This window comes from Sanguibacter sp. Z6_81 (genome assembly GCF_057180625.1).
Window position 1 is genome coordinate 29251 of record NZ_JBXUFV010000005.1, and the last position, 15345, is coordinate 44595.

Consider the following 15345-nt stretch of genomic DNA (forward strand, 5'->3'; position numbering starts at 1 on the left):
ACCCCGCCGCGACGTCCCGACGTCCCACCGCCGAGCTTCACGCCGCAGTCCGGTCGTCCCGCGCGACCGCGGCGCGACGATCCTGCCGTCGAGGTGGGCGATACAGAGTCCCAGCGCGCCGCCGCCGACGCGTACGGTGCCCCGGGAGCACGCCGGGTCCCACCCCGGGGGGCGGAGCAGTCGCCCCGGCGCCCGGGGAGCGAGCAGCGGAAGGCGTCCGACCCTCCCGTGCGGCCGTCCTCGGTCCCGCCGGCCGTGCACCCCGGCAAGCCCGTCTCCTACCGGCCCGCGCCCCAGGACCCGCCTGGACGCTCGTCCGACAGCGTGTACGGCAGCGTCCCCATGAACGAACCCCGCGACCCGTCCGCGACGCGGATCGCACCCGCGGCGCCGCGCTCCGCCAGCGGGATGCCTCCCGCTCAGCCACCTCGCGGCACCCCCCGCCCCGACCGCGGCACGGCCGCCCGCGCGGAGCGTGAGCACGGGGCCGTCCCGTCCATCCCGCCCGGAGGCCGGGCGGGCCAGCAGGCGCGTCAGCCGCAGGTCCGTCCGGGTGCTCCTGCACGTCCGGGCACGCTCGGTCCGGTCCCACCGCCACCTGGTCGACGTGCGCGCCCGCGCTGGCGCCGCTACGTGGCGCTCGGGGTGTGCCTGGTCCTCGTCGCGCTCATCGCCTGGCCCGTCGGGCTCCTGCTGTGGGCGAACGGGAAGCTCCAGCACACCGACGCGCTCTCCGGCGCAGCTGACACTCCTGGCACCACCTACCTCCTCGCGGGGTCCGACTCACGGGCGGACGGGGCGGTGGGCGACGACGGGACCGAGGGCGCGCGCACGGACACGATCATGCTCCTGCACGTACCGGAGTCCGGGCCGACGGCGCTCATCAGCCTGCCGCGTGACACCTATACGGAGATCCCCGGGGGCTCCGCCAACAAGCTCAACGCGTCGTACACCCTCGGCGGGGCGCCCCTGCTCGTGCAGACCGTGGAGCAGCTGAGCGGCCTCACCGTGGACCACTACGTCGAGATCGGCTTCGGTGGCGTCGAGAAGATCGTCGACGCGGTGGGCGGCGTCGAGCTGTGCCTCGACTACGACGTGCAGGACGAGCGCAGCGGACTTGCCTGGACCGCCGGGTGCCACACGGCAGACGGCGCGACCGCCCTGGCCTTCTCGCGGATGCGGTACTCCGACCCGACCGGGGACATCGGCCGAGCGGACCGGCAGCGCCAGCTCATCGGTGCACTGACGACCGAGCTGCAGGACACGTCGATCCTCACGAGCCCCGGGACCCAGCGAGCCCTCGTGGACTCGGGTCTCGGCGCGGTGCTGGTGGACGAGGGTTCGGGGATCACCGACCTCGGCAGGCTCGCGCTCGCCTTCCGCAAGGCCAACGGCCCGGAAGGCATCACCGGGACGCCGCCCATCAGCGACACCGACTACCGCCCGGGCAACGTCGGTTCCGCGGTGCGTCTCGACCCCGACCTCGCGCCACAGTTCTGGGCCGACATCGCCGACGGCTCCCTGCCCGCCGGGCCGGTCGGGGGAATGCCCCAGTAGTCACCCGCCGTCCGGGGCGGGTCACCCGCATCACGCGACCGGTGGAACCGCCCGGCCGGCCCGCAGCGCGGCGCCCTTCGCCCGTGCCTGGTCGGCGAGGCCCTCCTGGAAGCGAGCCATCCGCTCCCGGAGGGCGAGGGAGGCCGGGTCCGTCCCGGCGCCGAGGATCCGAGCCGCCAGCAGACCCGCGTTGCGGGCTCCGCCGATCGACACGGTCGCGACCGGGACCCCCGCGGGCATCTGGACGATCGACAGCAGCGAGTCCATCCCGTCGAGGTACGCGAGCGGCACGGGGACCCCGACCACCGGCAACGGTGTGACGGCTGCGAGCATCCCGGGCAGGTGAGCGGCACCGCCCGCGCCCGCGATGATCACCCGCAGGCCGCGAGCAGAGGCGTCGCGACCGTAGTCGATCATCTCGACGGGCATGCGGTGCGCCGAGACGACGTCCACCTCGATGCTCACGCCGAGCTCCTCGAGGACGTCGGCCGCGGCGCGCATGACGGGCCAGTCCGAGTCGGACCCCATGACGATCCCGACGACGGGCGCGTCCTGCGTGGTGCTGCCGTGCTCGCTCATCTCATGCCCTCTCGCCGCGCAGGATCGCCGCCGCGGCGAGGGCGCGGCGGCGCACCTCGTCGAGGTCGGTCCCGCTGATGTTCACGTGCCCGAGCTTGCGTCCGGGCCGCACCGCCTTGCCGTACAGGTTGACCCGCGCGTCCGGGAAGGCCGCGAGGACCGACGGGAGCGCGTCCGTGAGGTCGTCGAGCGTGCTGCCGAGCACGTTCGCCATGACCGTCCACGCCGCTGTGGGGGCCGTGTCGCCGAGCGGCAGGTCGAGCACCGCACGCAGGTGCTGCTCGAACTGGCTCGTGACGGCCCCGTCGATCGTCCAGTGGCCTGAGTTGTGGGGACGCATCGCGAGCTCGTTGACGAGCAGGACGCTCCCCTGCCCGGGGACACGGACCTCGAACATCTCCACCGCGAGCACGCCGGTGACGCCAAGCCCTTCGGCGATGCGGGTCGCGATCTCCGTCGCGCGCGCAGCGTCCTCGGGAGCCAGACCGGGCGCCGGCGCGACGACCTCGGAGCACACACCGTCCCGCTGCACCGACTCGACGACGGGCCACGTCCGGGTCTCACCGCTCGGCCGCCGAGCGACGAGCACGGCGAGCTCGCGGGTGAACGGCACCTTCTCCTCGACGAGCAGCGCCGGGCCGTCCTGCTCCGCCCCGGTGATCCAGTCGCCGACGTCGTCGGCCTCGCGCACGACCCGGACGCCCTTGCCGTCGTACCCGCCCCGGGCCGTCTTCACGACGGCAGTGCCGTCGGAGGTCGTCGCGAGGAAGTCTGCGAGGACCGTCCGGGCGGATGCACCGTCGCGCGGGAGGTCCACCCAACGAGGGCAGGGGACGCCCAGCTCGGTGAGCCGACGTCGCATGATGATCTTGTCCTGGGCGTGCAGCAGGGCGTCCGGTCCCGGCTGCACCGACTGCCCGTCCCGCTCGAGACCTGCGAGGACGTCACCCGGCACGTGCTCGTGCTCGAAGGTGAGGACGTCCGCTCCCTCGCTGATCGCGCGCAGCGCCTCATGGTCCGACGCCGCTCCCTCCCGCGCACCGGTGAGCACCTGCGCCGCCGGGGAGTCCGCGCTCTCCACGAGGACCTGCAGGCGCACGCCGAGCGCGCCGGCCGCCGGTGCCATCATCCGGGCGAGCTGACCGCCCCCGACGACGGCGACGACAGGCGGCGTCGAAAGGGCAGCCGTCGGGCGTGCCGCGGGCTCGGGAGCCGATGGCGGCACGGCGTCTCGGGTGGGTTCACGTACGGGTCCTGGCACGGTCAGTCAGCCTAGTCGACCGGTGCGCGCACGCTAGCCTCGTGCCATGGACAGCACGTGCGCCGAGCGCGACGGGGACCGCCCGCCCGCGGCACCGGCGACGGGCCGACGCGGCGCCCTCGCGGCGCGGGTCCGCGAGCTCCTGCGCTTCGGGTCGGTGGGCGCTGTGGCGTTCGTCGTCGACGCCGGGGTGTTCAACCTCTTGCGGATCGGCCCCGGCGAGCTGCTCGCCGACAAGCCGCTCACCGCGAAGGTCGTCTCCGTGACCGTGGCGACCCTCGTCGCGTGGCTGGGCAACCGCTACTGGACGTTCGCCGCGCGCCGCAGCGACACGCGCGTCCGTGAACTCCTCGGGTTCGCGCTCGTCAACGTCGGTGGCATGGCGATCGCCGTCGGCTGCCTTGCCGTCTCGCACTACGTGCTCGACCTGCGCTCGGCGCTCGCCGACAACATCTCCGCCAACGTCGTGGGGCTCGCGCTCGGCACGGCGTTCCGCTACGTCGCCTACCGCTCGTGGGTGTTCCGTGGCCCTCGGGAGCCCTCCTGAGCGAGATCGCCTCGACGACCCTGCTGCGACCCCTCAACCGCGCCGACCCCTGCCCTGCGCCGCACCGCCCTGCTCCGCGCCGCCGGGCAGCATCGTCGCCGGCACCCCCGCGAGGAACAGGGAGAAGATCGGGGGGTGTCGTTGCGAGAGCTCGAGCCGGCCACCGTCGGCAGCCGCGAGGTCCCGGGCGAGACCCAGCCCCAGGCCGGTCCCCCGGCCGGACGTCACCTCGCGCTCGAAGATCCGCGGCGCGATCTCGTCGGGGACCCCCGGCCCCTCGTCGCACACCTGCACGACGACCGCCCCCTTGGACCCCGACCCGCGAGCACGCACCGTCGTCGTGCCGTCGCCGTGCTTGAGGGAGTTCTCGATGAGCGTCGCGAGCACCTGCGCGAGCGCGCCGGGCGTCGCGAACACGTGGATCTCGTCCGGGACGTCGATCATGAGCGTGCGCTCCGCCTGGGCGAAGGTGGGTGCCCACTCCTCCTCCTGCTGCAGGACGACCTCGACGAGGTGGACGGCCTCGGTCGTCCCACCGGACGACCGCGACCGGGACAGCAGGTCGTCGACGACGTGCACGAGCCGCTCGACCTGCTCGAGCGAGATCCGTGCTTCCTCCCGGACCTCCTCGTTGTCCCCGGCCATGAGGCCGATCTCCTCGAGGCGCATGGACAGGGCCGTGAGTGGCGTGCGGAGCTGGTGGGAAGCGTCGGAGGCGAACTGTCGCTCGGAAGCGAGCCGCGCGGCCATGCGGTCCGAGCTCCGGGCGAGCTCCGCGGCGACGAGGTCGATCTCCTCGACGCCCGACGGCTCGACCCGGGGGCGCACCTGGCCCGATCCGAGCTGCTCGGCGGACGCCGCGAGGTAGACGAGGGGCGCTGACAGGCGGTTCGCCTGCCACACGGCCATCGCGATGCCCGCACCGAACGCGGCGATCGCTGCTGCGATGACGAGCACGACGACCTGGGCGCTGCGGATCACGAGGTCCCAGTAGGAGATGGCGATGATGATGATCGCGTTGGACTGCGTCCGGATCGGTCGCTCCACGGCTCGTCCGTCGATCTCCTTGCCCGCGACGATCTGCTCGCCGTCGGGCGTGATGACGGAGACGTAGGCGGGCAGCCGCGTCCCACCGCCGCCCACGAACCGCTCGAGGACCTCGGTGTCGACGGGCTCGTCCCGCGCGATCCTCGACTCGACGGTGCGTCCGAGCTCGGCGGTCCGCGCCTCGAGGTCGCGGACCTCGTTGTCGCGGACGAACCGGCCACCGAGGATGCCGAGGGGGAGGCCCAGGAGGATGACGGCGACGGCGACGGCCGAGACCGTCGCGAGCAGCACTCTGCGGCGCATGGTTTCAGCTCCCAGCGGTCACGCCGAGGCCTGCCGTGCTCCCGACGAGGGGCACAGCCGGCACGGCAGGGACGTCAGTGTTCCCCGGACTCGAACCGGAAGCCGAGCCCGCGCACCGTCGAGATGTAGCGGGGGGCGTTCGCGTCGTCACCGAGCTTGCGACGCAACCAGGACACGTGCATGTCGAGCGTCTTGGTCGAGCCGATGGGCTCCGAGCCCCACACCTCGCGCATGAGCGTGTCACGCACGACGACCGTGCCGGCACCCTGGACGAGCACGCGCAGCAGCTCGAACTCCTTGGTCGTCAGGTGCAGCTCCCGCTCACCCTGGAATGCGCGGTGCGCCGCGACGTCGACCGTGACGTCCTGCGCGTGGAGCTCCTCGACGTCGTTGGGGTCACCGTGCGTCCGGCGCAGCAGCGCCCGGACGCGTGCGAGCAGCTCCGCGAGCCTGAACGGCTTCGTCACGTAGTCGTCCGCGCCGGCGTCGAGCCCCACGACGAGGTCGACCTCGTCGGCCCGCGCAGTGAGGACGAGGACCGGCACGGTGAGGCCGAGGCCGCGGATGGCGCGCGCCACCTCGAGCCCGTCCATGTCGGGGAGGCCGAGGTCGAGCACGACAAGGTCGGCGCCAGGAGCGTTGTCGATCGCACCTTGACCCGTTCCTTGCACGACGACCTGGTAACCCTCACGGGAGAGCGCACGCGCTAAAGGTTCGGCAATCGCCGGGTCGTCTTCTGCCAGAAGTACGTGGGTCATTTCCTCATGCTAGGTCATGGATCCCCCCACGGGGTCATCGAACCACCCCGCGAGTCCCTCCCCGGGCTGACGCGAGCGCGCCCGCGCGGTCCCTACGCTGGGGCCCATGAACTGGTACGACAGGCTGGCGCGGTGGTTCGACGACCACCGGGCGCTCGTCGACCGCGTGGGCACCGCGCTCCTCGTGCTCGTCGTCGTCCCGATCTCCGTGTTCGTGCAGGACGTCCTCTCTCAGTCCTACTCGTTCCCCCGCGTCAGCTCGGAGTGGGTCCTCGGCGCCTCGCTGCTCGTCGCGCTCCCCCTCGCGCTCCGCCGGTCCCGGCCGGTGCTGTCCGTGGCACTCGTGTACTCCGCCGTCCTGCTCCACCAGCTCCTCGGCGTGCCGATCATCCTTCCCGCAGACCTCCTCGTCGTCGTCGCCCTGTTCTCGGTCACCGTCCACGGGCCCGCCTGGGCGCACCGGACCGCGGTCGTCACCGGACTCCTCGGGTGCGCGACGCTCGGAGCCTTCATCGCGATGACCGACCCCGTCAGCGCGATCGACACGATCGCCCTGTCGGTCTTCACGCTGTTCCTCGTGGGGCCGGTCATGCTGGCGGCCTGGGCGTTCGGGCTCGTGCTCCGCGCACGCCGGCAGACGATCCATGCGCTGCGCGACCGCGCGCAGCGGCTCGAGGTCGAGCGTGACCAGCAGGCGAAGATCGCGACCGCGGCGGAACGCGCCCGCATCGCCCGCGAGATGCATGACATCGTCGCGCACTCGCTCTCGGTGATGATCGCCCAGGCCGACGGTGGGCGGTACATCGCGACGAGCGAGCCGGAGGCGGCCGCGAGGACCCTGGGAACGATCGCCGAGACCGGCCGCGCCGCCCTCGGCGACATGCGGCGCCTCCTCGGCGTGCTGCGGACCGATCCGGAAGCCGGCTCGTCGGAGCCCACGGCGACGGGCTCCGTGCCTGTCGTGGCCGACCTCACCCCGCAGCCCGCCGCCGCCGACCTCGAGACCCTCGTCGCGCAGGTCCGCGCGTCGAACGTCAACGTCTCCCTCGTCCGCATGGGGACCGCGCGCACCCTCCCGCCCGGTACGGGCCTCACGCTCTACCGCATCTGCCAGGAAGCACTGACGAACGTCCTCAAGCACGCAGGCCCTGACCCCCACGTCACGGTCCTGCTCACGTGGGAGCGGACGAGCGTGACGCTCCAGGTCGACGACGACGGCCGCGGCGCCGCGGCGGGCGGCGACGGCGCCGGACAGGGTCTGCTGGGGATGCAGGAACGCGCCGCGATGTTCGCCGGGACCGTGACCGCGGGGCCCCGTCCCGGTGGCGGCTTCCGTGTGATGCTTGTCCTCCCGCTGCCCGAACCCCGTCCCTAGGAGCTGTCCCATGCCCGGTCCCACGTCCTTCGCCACGACCGAGGACGGTGCGTCCCCGCACATCCGGGTGGCGATCGTCGACGACCAGCAGCTGCTGCGGGCCGGGTTCCGGATGGTCATCGACTCCCAGCCGGACCTCGAGGTCGTCCTCGAGGCGGGCGACGGCGCGCAGGCTGTCCGGCTGCTCACCGACCACCCCGTCGACGTCGTGCTCATGGACATCCGGATGCCCCACCTCGACGGGCTGGCGGCCACCGCACAGCTCACGGCCGCCTGGGCGGACAGCTCGTCGGACGTCGTCCCGCACGTCATCGTGCTCACGACGTTCGACCTCGACGAGTACGCGCTCGAGGCCATCCGGGCGGGCGCGAGCGGATTCCTGCTCAAGGACGCACCACCGGAGGAGATGCTCGGGGCGATCCGCACCGTGCACTCCGGCGACGCGGTCATCGCACCGTCGACGACCCGCCGCCTGCTCGACCGTCTCGTCACACCCCTGCCCGCCGAGCAGCTCGCGGACTCCGGGCAGGCGAGCGCGGTGGACAGCCTCACCGAGCGCGAACGAGAGGTGCTCGTCCTCATGGCCCGCGGGCGCGCGAACCAGGAGATCGCGAGCGACCTCTTCGTCGCCGAGGCCACGGTGAAGACGCACGTCGGCCGCATCCTGTCCAAGCTCGGGGCACGCGACCGTGTCCAGGCCGTGGTCACCGCGTACGAGACGGGCCTCGTCCGCCCAGGGGAGTGACCCCTCGCGGGCGCGCTCCCCCCGGGGGATGACACCCCGCGAACCGGACCCCCCTCCCGCCCGACGTCACGCACCGACGATCTCTCTAGCGTGGATGCTGCGCCCCCAGGACGACCCTTCCCCGTCCGGGCGCACGACCTGGGTCAGCCGAGCGCACCGCGCGACGGCCGGCCACCAGAGCACCCGCTTGGAGATCCCGCATGGACACCACCGTCTACCAGAGCCCGTCCCCCGCTCCCCTGGCCTCGTCGAGCCCCGCCGTGCGCGCCCGGGCCCTGACGAAGAGCTACGGCACGGGCGAAGGCACCGTGTGCGCTCTCGACGGCGTCGACGTCGACTTCGCCGCCGGCCAGTTCACCGCGATCATGGGCCCCTCCGGCTCCGGCAAGTCCACCCTCATGCACCTGCTCGCCGGCCTCGACACCGCCACCTCCGGCCACGCCTTCATCGGCGACACCGACGTCACCGGCCTCGACGACGACGCCCTGACCACCCTGCGCCGCGACCGCGTCGGATTCGTCTTCCAGTCCTTCAACCTCCTGCCCATGTTCACCGCCGAGCAGAACATCCTCCTGCCCCTGACCCTCGCCGGCACGAAGATCGACGACACCGCCCGCACCTGGCTCCAGACCCTCGTGAGCACCCTCGGCCTCACCGAACGCCTCCACCACCGCCCCGCCGAGCTCTCCGGCGGCCAACAACAACGCGTCGCCATCGCCCGCGCCCTCATCGCCCGCCCCGAGGTCGTCTTCGCCGACGAACCCACCGGCAACCTCGACTCCCGCTCCGGCGCCGAGGTCCTCAGCTTCCTGCGACGCTCCGTCCGCGAGCTCGGCCGCACCATCATCATGGTCACCCACGACCCCGCAGCCGCCGCCTACGCCGACCGCGTCGTCCTCATCGCCGACGGACGCATCGCCGGCGACATCGCCAACCCCACCCCCGAGTCCGTCCTCGCCGGACTCGACGCCCTGCGCACCTTCGAGACCACCGCCGAGACGACCGAGGCCCACTCATGATCCGCCTCACCCTCGCGCAGATGCGACGCAGCGCCGGAAGGCTCTCCGCCGCGGGCATCGCCATCGTCATCAGCACCGCCTTCGTCACCGCGACCCTCCTCGTCGGCAACCTGCTCACCCAGGCGACGTACGACTCCGTGACGGCGCAGTACGCCGACGCCTCGCTCGTCGTCCAGCCCACGGACCCGTGGGACGCCGAGGCGCTCACGCCGTCGGACGTCGCGGGCGCGAGCGCCGTCGACGGTGTCGACGGCGCCGACGGTTCCGCCCTCCTGGGCCTCGAGCTCCAGGTCGGCGAGAGCATGGCCCACCCCGTCATCATCGGCACGGGCTCCGACCCCCGCCTGCAGCCCCTCGAGGTGGCGGAGGGGCGGCTGCCGGCGACGGACGACGAGATCGCCCTCCCCGCCGAGGTGGCCGAGCGGCTCGGTGTGACGATCGGCCAGACGGTCGACGAGCGCACGTGGCCCGCGGCCGAGGGCGCAGAGGTCCCCGCCCCCGTGGTCACCCCGCTGACGCTCGTCGGCCTCGTCGAGGATCCGGGGCACGCCTTCCTCCAGCTGGGTGGCGCGGGCGTCGTGACGAACCAGCTGCTCGAGGACCGCCTCCTCGCGCAGGCCGGGAGCCCTCAGATCTACGGGGAGATCCTCGTGGCCCTCGACCCGGGTGCCGACGAGCGGGCGGTCACCGCGGCCCTCACCGACGTCCTGCCCACGACGTACACGGTCGACACGAAGGCGGACGTGGCACGCGAGGCAGCCGCCCGGCTCACCGGTGGTCAGGACACGATCACGTACTCGATCCTCGCGTTCGCCGCCGTCGCGCTGCTCGTCGCCGCGCTCGTCATCTCCAACACCTTCCAGGTCCTCGTCGCCCAGCGCACCCGCGCCCTGGCACTCCTGCGGTGCGTCGGCGCGTCGAAGCGACAGCTGCGCCGGTCGGTCGTCCTCGAGGCCACGCTCCTCGGCGTCCTCGCGTCCGCCGTGGGGATCGTCCTCGGGGCAGCGCTCGTCCAGGGTGCGCTCCTCGTCCTGCGCGGAGCGGACCTCACGATCCCGCTCCCCGACTCGATGACCGTGTCCCTCCCGGCAGTCCTGTGGCCCCTCGCGGTCGGGACGGGCGTCACCGTCCTCGCGGGTCTCGTCCCGGCACGCGCGGCGACGCGCGTCGCGCCCCTCGCGGCACTGCGTCCCACGGACGCCCCGGCGGGCACCAGGTCCGGACGGGCCCGGGCGGTACTCACCTCGCTCCTCGTCCTCGGTGGCGGTGCGCTCCTCGCGCTCGGCCTCGTGCTCGGACTGGGTGGCGACGTCGAGACGGGGATGGTCACCGCCGTCCTCGGTGGCGCGGTCTCCTTCGTCGGCATCCTCGTCGGTGCGTCCCTCTGGGTTCCCAAGGTCGTCGCCGTCGTGGGACGGGTCATCGCTCCCGCCAGCGCGAGCGCCGGCCTTGCGGCAGCCAACACGACACGCAACCCTCGCCGCACCGCGGCGACGACGAGCGCCCTGCTCATCGGCGTCACGCTCGTGGCGATGATGGCCGTGGGCGGCGCGACGGCTCGCACATCCCTCAACGGTGCTCTCGACTCCACGTACCCGTTCGACATCACCCTGGAGAGCACCGGCGTCGACAGCTCGGGCTCGATCAGCGGACTGAGCCCCGACGTCGTCCGGACGGTCCGCCCGGTCGAGGGCGTCCAGACGGCGGTCGCTCTGCCGATGACGGACGCGCAGGCCCCCTCGACGACGTCCGAGCCGGTCGAGGTCGCCGTGTACGCGATCTCGCCCGACGACGCCGCCGCGGTCTCGCGGGACACGGGGTACGCCGCGGGCCTCGCACCGGACACCGCGGTGGTCTCGGACGCCCTCGTGGAGTACTGGGACGTCGCGGTCGACGGACCGCTCGTCCTCACGACGCCCGCCGGAGAGGTCACGCTCGACGTGGTCGTCGCCGACCTGCCGGTCAACGCCGTCCTCATCACGCCCGACGTGATGCTCGACCTCGACCCCGCCGCCATGACGGGTGCCGTGTGGCTGCGCATCGACGACGCCGCGGACCCCGAGGCCGTGGTCTCGGGGGTCCGTGACGCGCTCGACGACCGTCCCGTCTCCGCGTACGGGCCCGTGCTCGAGCGGATGTCGACGAGCCAGCTCATCGACGGGATCCTCGCGGGCATCTTCGGCCTGCTGGCCGTCGCCGTCCTCATCGCCCTCGTCGGGGTCGCGAACACGCTGTCGCTCTCCGTCATCGAGCGGCGACGGGAGTCCGCCACGCTGCGGGCGATCGGCCTGAGCCGGCGACAGCTGCGCACCACCCTCGCGATCGAGGGCATGGTCATCGCCGGCGTCGGTGCCCTCGCCGGGGTGCTGCTCGGGTTCGCGTACGGCGCGGCAGGCTCCTGGGTGATCCTCTCCGGAACCGCAGCCGTGCAGCTCACGGTGCCCTGGATGACGCTGCTCGTCGTCATGGGCGTCGCGCTCGTGGCCGGGCTCGCCGCATCGGTCCTGCCCGCCCGCAAGGCCGCTCGGACCTCGCCCGTCGAGGCGCTCGCCGTGGAGTAGCCGGTACGTCCCCCGGGGCTCCCCCCGGGGGATGACCCCGCCACACCCAGGACCCACCTGCGGCCCGACGCCAGGACCGCGGCACCTCGATAGCGTTGCCGGTGCGTCGGAGGGCGATCCGTCACCCTCCGACGCACCACCCCCGAGCCCTGCCCCGGCGCAGCGGCCGACCCGATCCCCCGTTGGAGACACCGTGGACACCACCGTCTACCAGAGCCCGTCCCCCGCTCCCCTGGCCTCGTCGAGCCCCGCCGTGCGCGCCCGGGCCCTGACGAAGAGCTACGGCACGGGCGAAGGCACCGTGTGCGCTCTCGACGGCGTCGACGTCGACTTCGCCGCCGGCCAGTTCACCGCGATCATGGGCCCCTCCGGCTCCGGCAAGTCCACCCTCATGCACCTGCTCGCCGGCCTCGACACCGCCACCTCCGGCCACGCCTTCATCGGCGACACCGACGTCACCGGCCTCGACGACGACGCCCTGACCACCCTGCGCCGCGACCGCGTCGGATTCGTCTTCCAGTCCTTCAACCTCCTGCCCATGTTCACCGCCGAGCAGAACATCCTCCTGCCCCTGACCCTCGCCGGCACGAAGATCGACGACACCGCCCGCACCTGGCTCCAGACCCTCGTGAGCACCCTCGGCCTCACCGAACGCCTCCACCACCGCCCCGCCGAGCTCTCCGGCGGCCAACAACAACGCGTCGCCATCGCCCGCGCCCTCATCGCCCGCCCCGAGGTCGTCTTCGCCGACGAACCCACCGGCAACCTCGACTCCCGCTCCGGCGCCGAGGTCCTCAGCTTCCTGCGACGCTCCGTCCGCGAGCTCGGCCGCACCATCATCATGGTCACCCACGACCCCGCAGCCGCCGCCTACGCCGACCGCGTCGTCCTCATCGCCGACGGACGCATCGCCGGCGACATCGCCAACCCCACCCCCGAGTCCGTCCTCGCCGGACTCGACGCCCTGCGCACCTTCGAGACCACCGCCGCCGTGACGACCGAGGCACGTGATACGCACTGATGCTGCGCCTCACCCTCGCCCAGATGCGCCGCAGCATCGGGCGGCTCACCGCCGCCGGCATCGCCATCGCGATCGGCACCGCGTTCGTCGCGGCCACGCTGCTGGCCGGCGACCTCATCAAGCGCGCGACGTACGACTCCGTGACGGCGTCCTTCGGGGACGCGACCGTCGTCGCCCAGCTGCGCGACCCCTGGCAGTGGTCCCCGATCGACACAGACATGATCGAGGAGGTCCGGGCTCTGGGATCCGTGGTCGCCGCCGACGGCCTCGCCCGTGCCGGCGTCGACCTGCGCGTAGGACCACGCACCGTCTACCAGACGGTGAACCCGGTGCGTTCCGACCCGAGCCTGCAACCGTTGGTCGTCGGTGACGGACGCTTCCCGTCAGCCGACGACGAGATCGCGCTACCGCGGGACACCGCCGAGCGCCTGCGCATCGAGATCGGTGACACCCTCACCCACGAGAGCGGCTTCTGGTCCGAGGTCGACGAGACCTGGGTCCCGACCGACACGACCATGACGCTCGTCGGCCACGTGGACGACCCGAACGGCGCATTTCTCGTCGCCGGAGGCTCCGCAGTGGTCACCGACGCGACGTTCGAGGCACAGCTCGTGCTCGGCGGGGGCGGGCCGCCCGGCTACGAGGGCATGCTCGTGCGCACGCAGGACGGCGCCGACGTCGAGACGGCCATCGCTGACATCGGCGCGGCGCTCCCACCGGAGTACGAGGTCCGGACCAGGGACGACGCGGCGAGCGCCAGCCTCTCGGCCCGGACCGGTGGTCAGGACGTCCTGACCTACTCGATCCTCGCGTTCGCGGCGATCGCGCTGCTCGTCGCCGCGCTCGTCATCTCCAACACCTTCCAGGTGCTCGTGGCCCAGCGGACCCGGGCGCTCGCCCTCCTGCGGTGCGTGGGTGCGGGCAAGCGCCAGCTGCGCCGGTCGGTCGTGCTCGAGGCGACGCTCCTCGGGCTCGCGTCCTCCGTCGTGGGCATCGTGCTCGGCTCGATGATCGTGCTGGGCGCGCTCCTCGCCCTGCGCGACGTCGACCTCAGCGTCCCGCTCCCCGACGCCCCGTCGCTCTCCCTCCCGGCGATCGTCTGGCCGCTGGTCGTCGGGACCGTCGTCACGGTCACCGCGAGCCTCGTCCCTGCACGCGCCGCGACGCGTGTCGCCCCCCTGGCAGCCCTGCGACCGGCGGACACACCCGGCGTGGACACGAGCACGGGTCGGGTCAGGCTCGTCCTGGCCGCGCTCCTCGTCGTCGGCGGGGTGGCCCTCATGGCACTCGGCCTCGTGCTCGCCCAGCAGAACCAGGTCGAGATCGGCCTCGTCGCCGCCGTGCTCGGTGGCGCCGCGTCGTTCGTGGGCATCCTGCTGAGCGCGGTGCTCTGGGTGCCGAAGGTCGTCTCCGCCGTGGGTCGGCTCGTCGCCGCTGCTGGCCCGGCCGCTCGACTCGCCGCCGCGAACACGAGCCGCAACCCGCGGCGGACAGCTGCGACGAGCACGGCGCTGCTCATCGGCGTGACGCTCGTGGCGATGATGTCCGTCGGCGCAGCGACGGCACGCAGCTCCCTCGACGACGCGCTCGATGCCCAGTACCCGTTCGACATCACTGTCACGAGCCTCGGGGACGAGCGTGGAGATCCCGGCCTCACCCCAGAGATCGTCCGGGACCTCCAGGCGGTCGACGGGCTCGACGCCGTCATCCCGGTGCAGTCCCACGAGGTCGAGCTCGGGCAGGGCACGTCCGAGCGGACGTTCGTGCAGGTCCAGGCGGTGAGCGCTGCCGACGCGTCCGTGGCGTCCCGCAACAGCGCGTACGTCGCCGGTCTCGGGCCCAGCACGGTCCTCGTCGCCGCGGGCGCCGCGGCCGACTTCGGCATCGGCGCTGACGAGCCGGTCGTCCTGTCGACGCTGTCCGGCGGAGAGGTGCACCTCGATCCGGTGCTGAGCGACATGCCGGGGTGGGCGATCCTCGTCACCCCGCAGGTGTTCGCCGCGCTCGCTCCGGACGCCACCGTCACCGACGCGTGGATCCGCCTGAGCGACCCCGACGACGCAGCAGCCGTCATCAGCGACATCCGGGACGCGATGGCCGAGCGCCAGGTCTACGTCACCGGTCCCGCGCTCGAGCGGGTCGAGATGGACAACCTCATCGACGGGATCCTCGGGGTGATCCTCGGTCTGCTGGGGGTCGCCGTGCTCATCGCCCTCATCGGCGTGGCGAACACGCTCTCGCTCTCCGTCCTCGAGCGCCGTCGTGAGTCCGCGACGCTCCGGGCGATCGGGCTGAGCCGCCGCCAGCTGCGTCGCACCCTCGCGATCGAGGGCATGGTCATCGCCGGCGTCGGAGCAGTGCTCGGGATCCTCCTCGGTCTCGTGTACGGCTGGGTGGGCTCGACGGTGGTCCTCGGGGTGGTCGGCGACGTGCGCCTCGAGGTGCCGTGGACGGACCTTCTCCTCGTCGCCGGGATCGCTCTCGCGGCCGGGTTGCTCGCATCGGTCCTGCCGGCCCGTGCGGCGGCACGGACCTCCCCGGTGGAGGCGCTGGCCGTCGAGTAGCGCGGAGC

General features: G+C 72.9%; 12 protein-coding genes. 8 read left to right on the forward strand and 4 right to left on the reverse strand.

The features are described from left to right. The first annotated feature begins 93 nt into the window (after positions 1 to 93). Positions 94 to 1557, forward strand: coding sequence for an LCP family protein (locus tag AC2AXK_RS12830; RefSeq protein ID WP_484345782.1), 1464 nt, complete (start codon positions 94 to 96; stop codon positions 1555 to 1557). Positions 1558 to 1587: 30 nt separating this feature from the next. On the opposite strand, the gene purE is transcribed toward AC2AXK_RS12830, so the two are convergent. Beyond that, positions 1588 to 2136: a 5-(carboxyamino)imidazole ribonucleotide mutase gene (purE, locus tag AC2AXK_RS12835; RefSeq protein WP_484345783.1), complete on the reverse strand. Its 549-nt coding sequence runs from the start codon at positions 2134 to 2136 to the stop codon at positions 1588 to 1590. Between the two features lies 1 nt (position 2137). After that, positions 2138 to 3265 carry a 5-(carboxyamino)imidazole ribonucleotide synthase gene (locus AC2AXK_RS12840; RefSeq protein ID WP_484345929.1) on the reverse strand — a complete coding sequence of 376 codons (1128 nt, stop codon included), beginning with the start codon at positions 3263 to 3265 and terminating at the stop codon, positions 2138 to 2140. 178 nt (positions 3266 to 3443) lie between these two features. Here AC2AXK_RS12840 and AC2AXK_RS12845 point away from each other — a divergent pair, with 178 nt between their 5' ends. Beyond that, positions 3444 to 3944: a GtrA family protein gene (locus tag AC2AXK_RS12845; RefSeq protein ID WP_484345784.1), complete on the forward strand. Its 501-nt coding sequence runs from the start codon at positions 3444 to 3446 to the stop codon at positions 3942 to 3944. A gap of 33 nt (positions 3945 to 3977) precedes the next feature. On the opposite strand, the gene AC2AXK_RS12850 is transcribed toward AC2AXK_RS12845, so the two are convergent. Then, positions 3978 to 5294 carry an ATP-binding protein gene (locus AC2AXK_RS12850; RefSeq protein ID WP_484345785.1) on the reverse strand — a complete coding sequence of 439 codons (1317 nt, stop codon included), beginning with the start codon at positions 5292 to 5294 and terminating at the stop codon, positions 3978 to 3980. A 74-nt stretch (positions 5295 to 5368) separates the two neighbouring features. Continuing rightward, complete coding sequence (locus AC2AXK_RS12855; RefSeq protein ID WP_484345786.1) at positions 5369 to 6052, reverse strand: response regulator transcription factor; 684 nt, start codon at positions 6050 to 6052, stop codon at positions 5369 to 5371. Between the two features lie 106 nt (positions 6053 to 6158). On the opposite strand from AC2AXK_RS12855, the gene AC2AXK_RS12860 reads away from it, so the two are divergent. The 6 genes from AC2AXK_RS12860 to AC2AXK_RS12885 all read left to right on the forward strand — a co-directional run bounded on the left by AC2AXK_RS12860 (position 6159) and on the right by AC2AXK_RS12885 (position 15337). After that, positions 6159 to 7427 (forward strand): sensor histidine kinase, encoded by a 1269-nt coding sequence (locus AC2AXK_RS12860; protein ID WP_484345787.1) that lies wholly within the window; start codon positions 6159 to 6161, stop codon positions 7425 to 7427. A 10-nt stretch (positions 7428 to 7437) separates the two neighbouring features. Further along, on the forward strand, positions 7438 to 8172 hold the full coding sequence (locus tag AC2AXK_RS12865; protein ID WP_484345788.1) for a response regulator: 735 nt from the start codon (positions 7438 to 7440) through the stop codon (positions 8170 to 8172). Between the two features lie 200 nt (positions 8173 to 8372). After that, positions 8373 to 9191 (forward strand): ABC transporter ATP-binding protein, encoded by an 819-nt coding sequence (locus AC2AXK_RS12870; RefSeq protein ID WP_484345789.1) that lies wholly within the window; start codon positions 8373 to 8375, stop codon positions 9189 to 9191. Then, complete coding sequence (locus tag AC2AXK_RS12875) at positions 9188 to 11752, forward strand: ABC transporter permease (protein WP_484345790.1); 2565 nt, start codon at positions 9188 to 9190, stop codon at positions 11750 to 11752. The genes AC2AXK_RS12870 and AC2AXK_RS12875 overlap by 4 nt, the downstream gene beginning before the upstream one ends. A 193-nt stretch (positions 11753 to 11945) precedes the next feature. Beyond that, a complete protein-coding gene (locus tag AC2AXK_RS12880; RefSeq protein WP_484345791.1) occupies positions 11946 to 12773 on the forward strand; it encodes an ABC transporter ATP-binding protein in 828 nt (275 codons plus the stop codon). After that, entirely contained in the window at positions 12773 to 15337 is a 2565-nt protein-coding gene (locus AC2AXK_RS12885) for an ABC transporter permease (protein ID WP_484345792.1), read from the forward strand. The genes AC2AXK_RS12880 and AC2AXK_RS12885 overlap by 1 nt, the downstream gene beginning before the upstream one ends. Positions 15338 to 15345: the final 8 nt, after the last annotated feature.

What these genes read in the sequence shown, in the direction of transcription:
- AC2AXK_RS12850 (WP_484345785.1), bottom strand. Translation starts at nt 5,294, where the DNA reads ATGCGCCGCAGAGTGCTGCTCGCGACGGTCTCGGCCGTCGCCGTCGCC.
- AC2AXK_RS12840 (WP_484345929.1), bottom strand. Translation starts at nt 3,265, where the DNA reads ATGATGGCACCGGCGGCCGGCGCGCTCGGCGTGCGCCTGCAGGTCCTC.
- AC2AXK_RS12885 (WP_484345792.1), top strand. Translation starts at nt 12,773, where the DNA reads ATGCTGCGCCTCACCCTCGCCCAGATGCGCCGCAGCATCGGGCGGCTC.
- AC2AXK_RS12875 (WP_484345790.1), top strand. Translation starts at nt 9,188, where the DNA reads ATGATCCGCCTCACCCTCGCGCAGATGCGACGCAGCGCCGGAAGGCTC.
- AC2AXK_RS12855 (WP_484345786.1), bottom strand. Translation starts at nt 6,052, where the DNA reads ATGACCCACGTACTTCTGGCAGAAGACGACCCGGCGATTGCCGAACCT.
- AC2AXK_RS12865 (WP_484345788.1), top strand. Translation starts at nt 7,438, where the DNA reads ATGCCCGGTCCCACGTCCTTCGCCACGACCGAGGACGGTGCGTCCCCG.
- AC2AXK_RS12870 (WP_484345789.1), top strand. Translation starts at nt 8,373, where the DNA reads ATGGACACCACCGTCTACCAGAGCCCGTCCCCCGCTCCCCTGGCCTCG.
- purE (WP_484345783.1), bottom strand. Translation starts at nt 2,136, where the DNA reads ATGAGCGAGCACGGCAGCACCACGCAGGACGCGCCCGTCGTCGGGATC.
- AC2AXK_RS12845 (WP_484345784.1), top strand. Translation starts at nt 3,444, where the DNA reads ATGGACAGCACGTGCGCCGAGCGCGACGGGGACCGCCCGCCCGCGGCA.
- AC2AXK_RS12860 (WP_484345787.1), top strand. Translation starts at nt 6,159, where the DNA reads ATGAACTGGTACGACAGGCTGGCGCGGTGGTTCGACGACCACCGGGCG.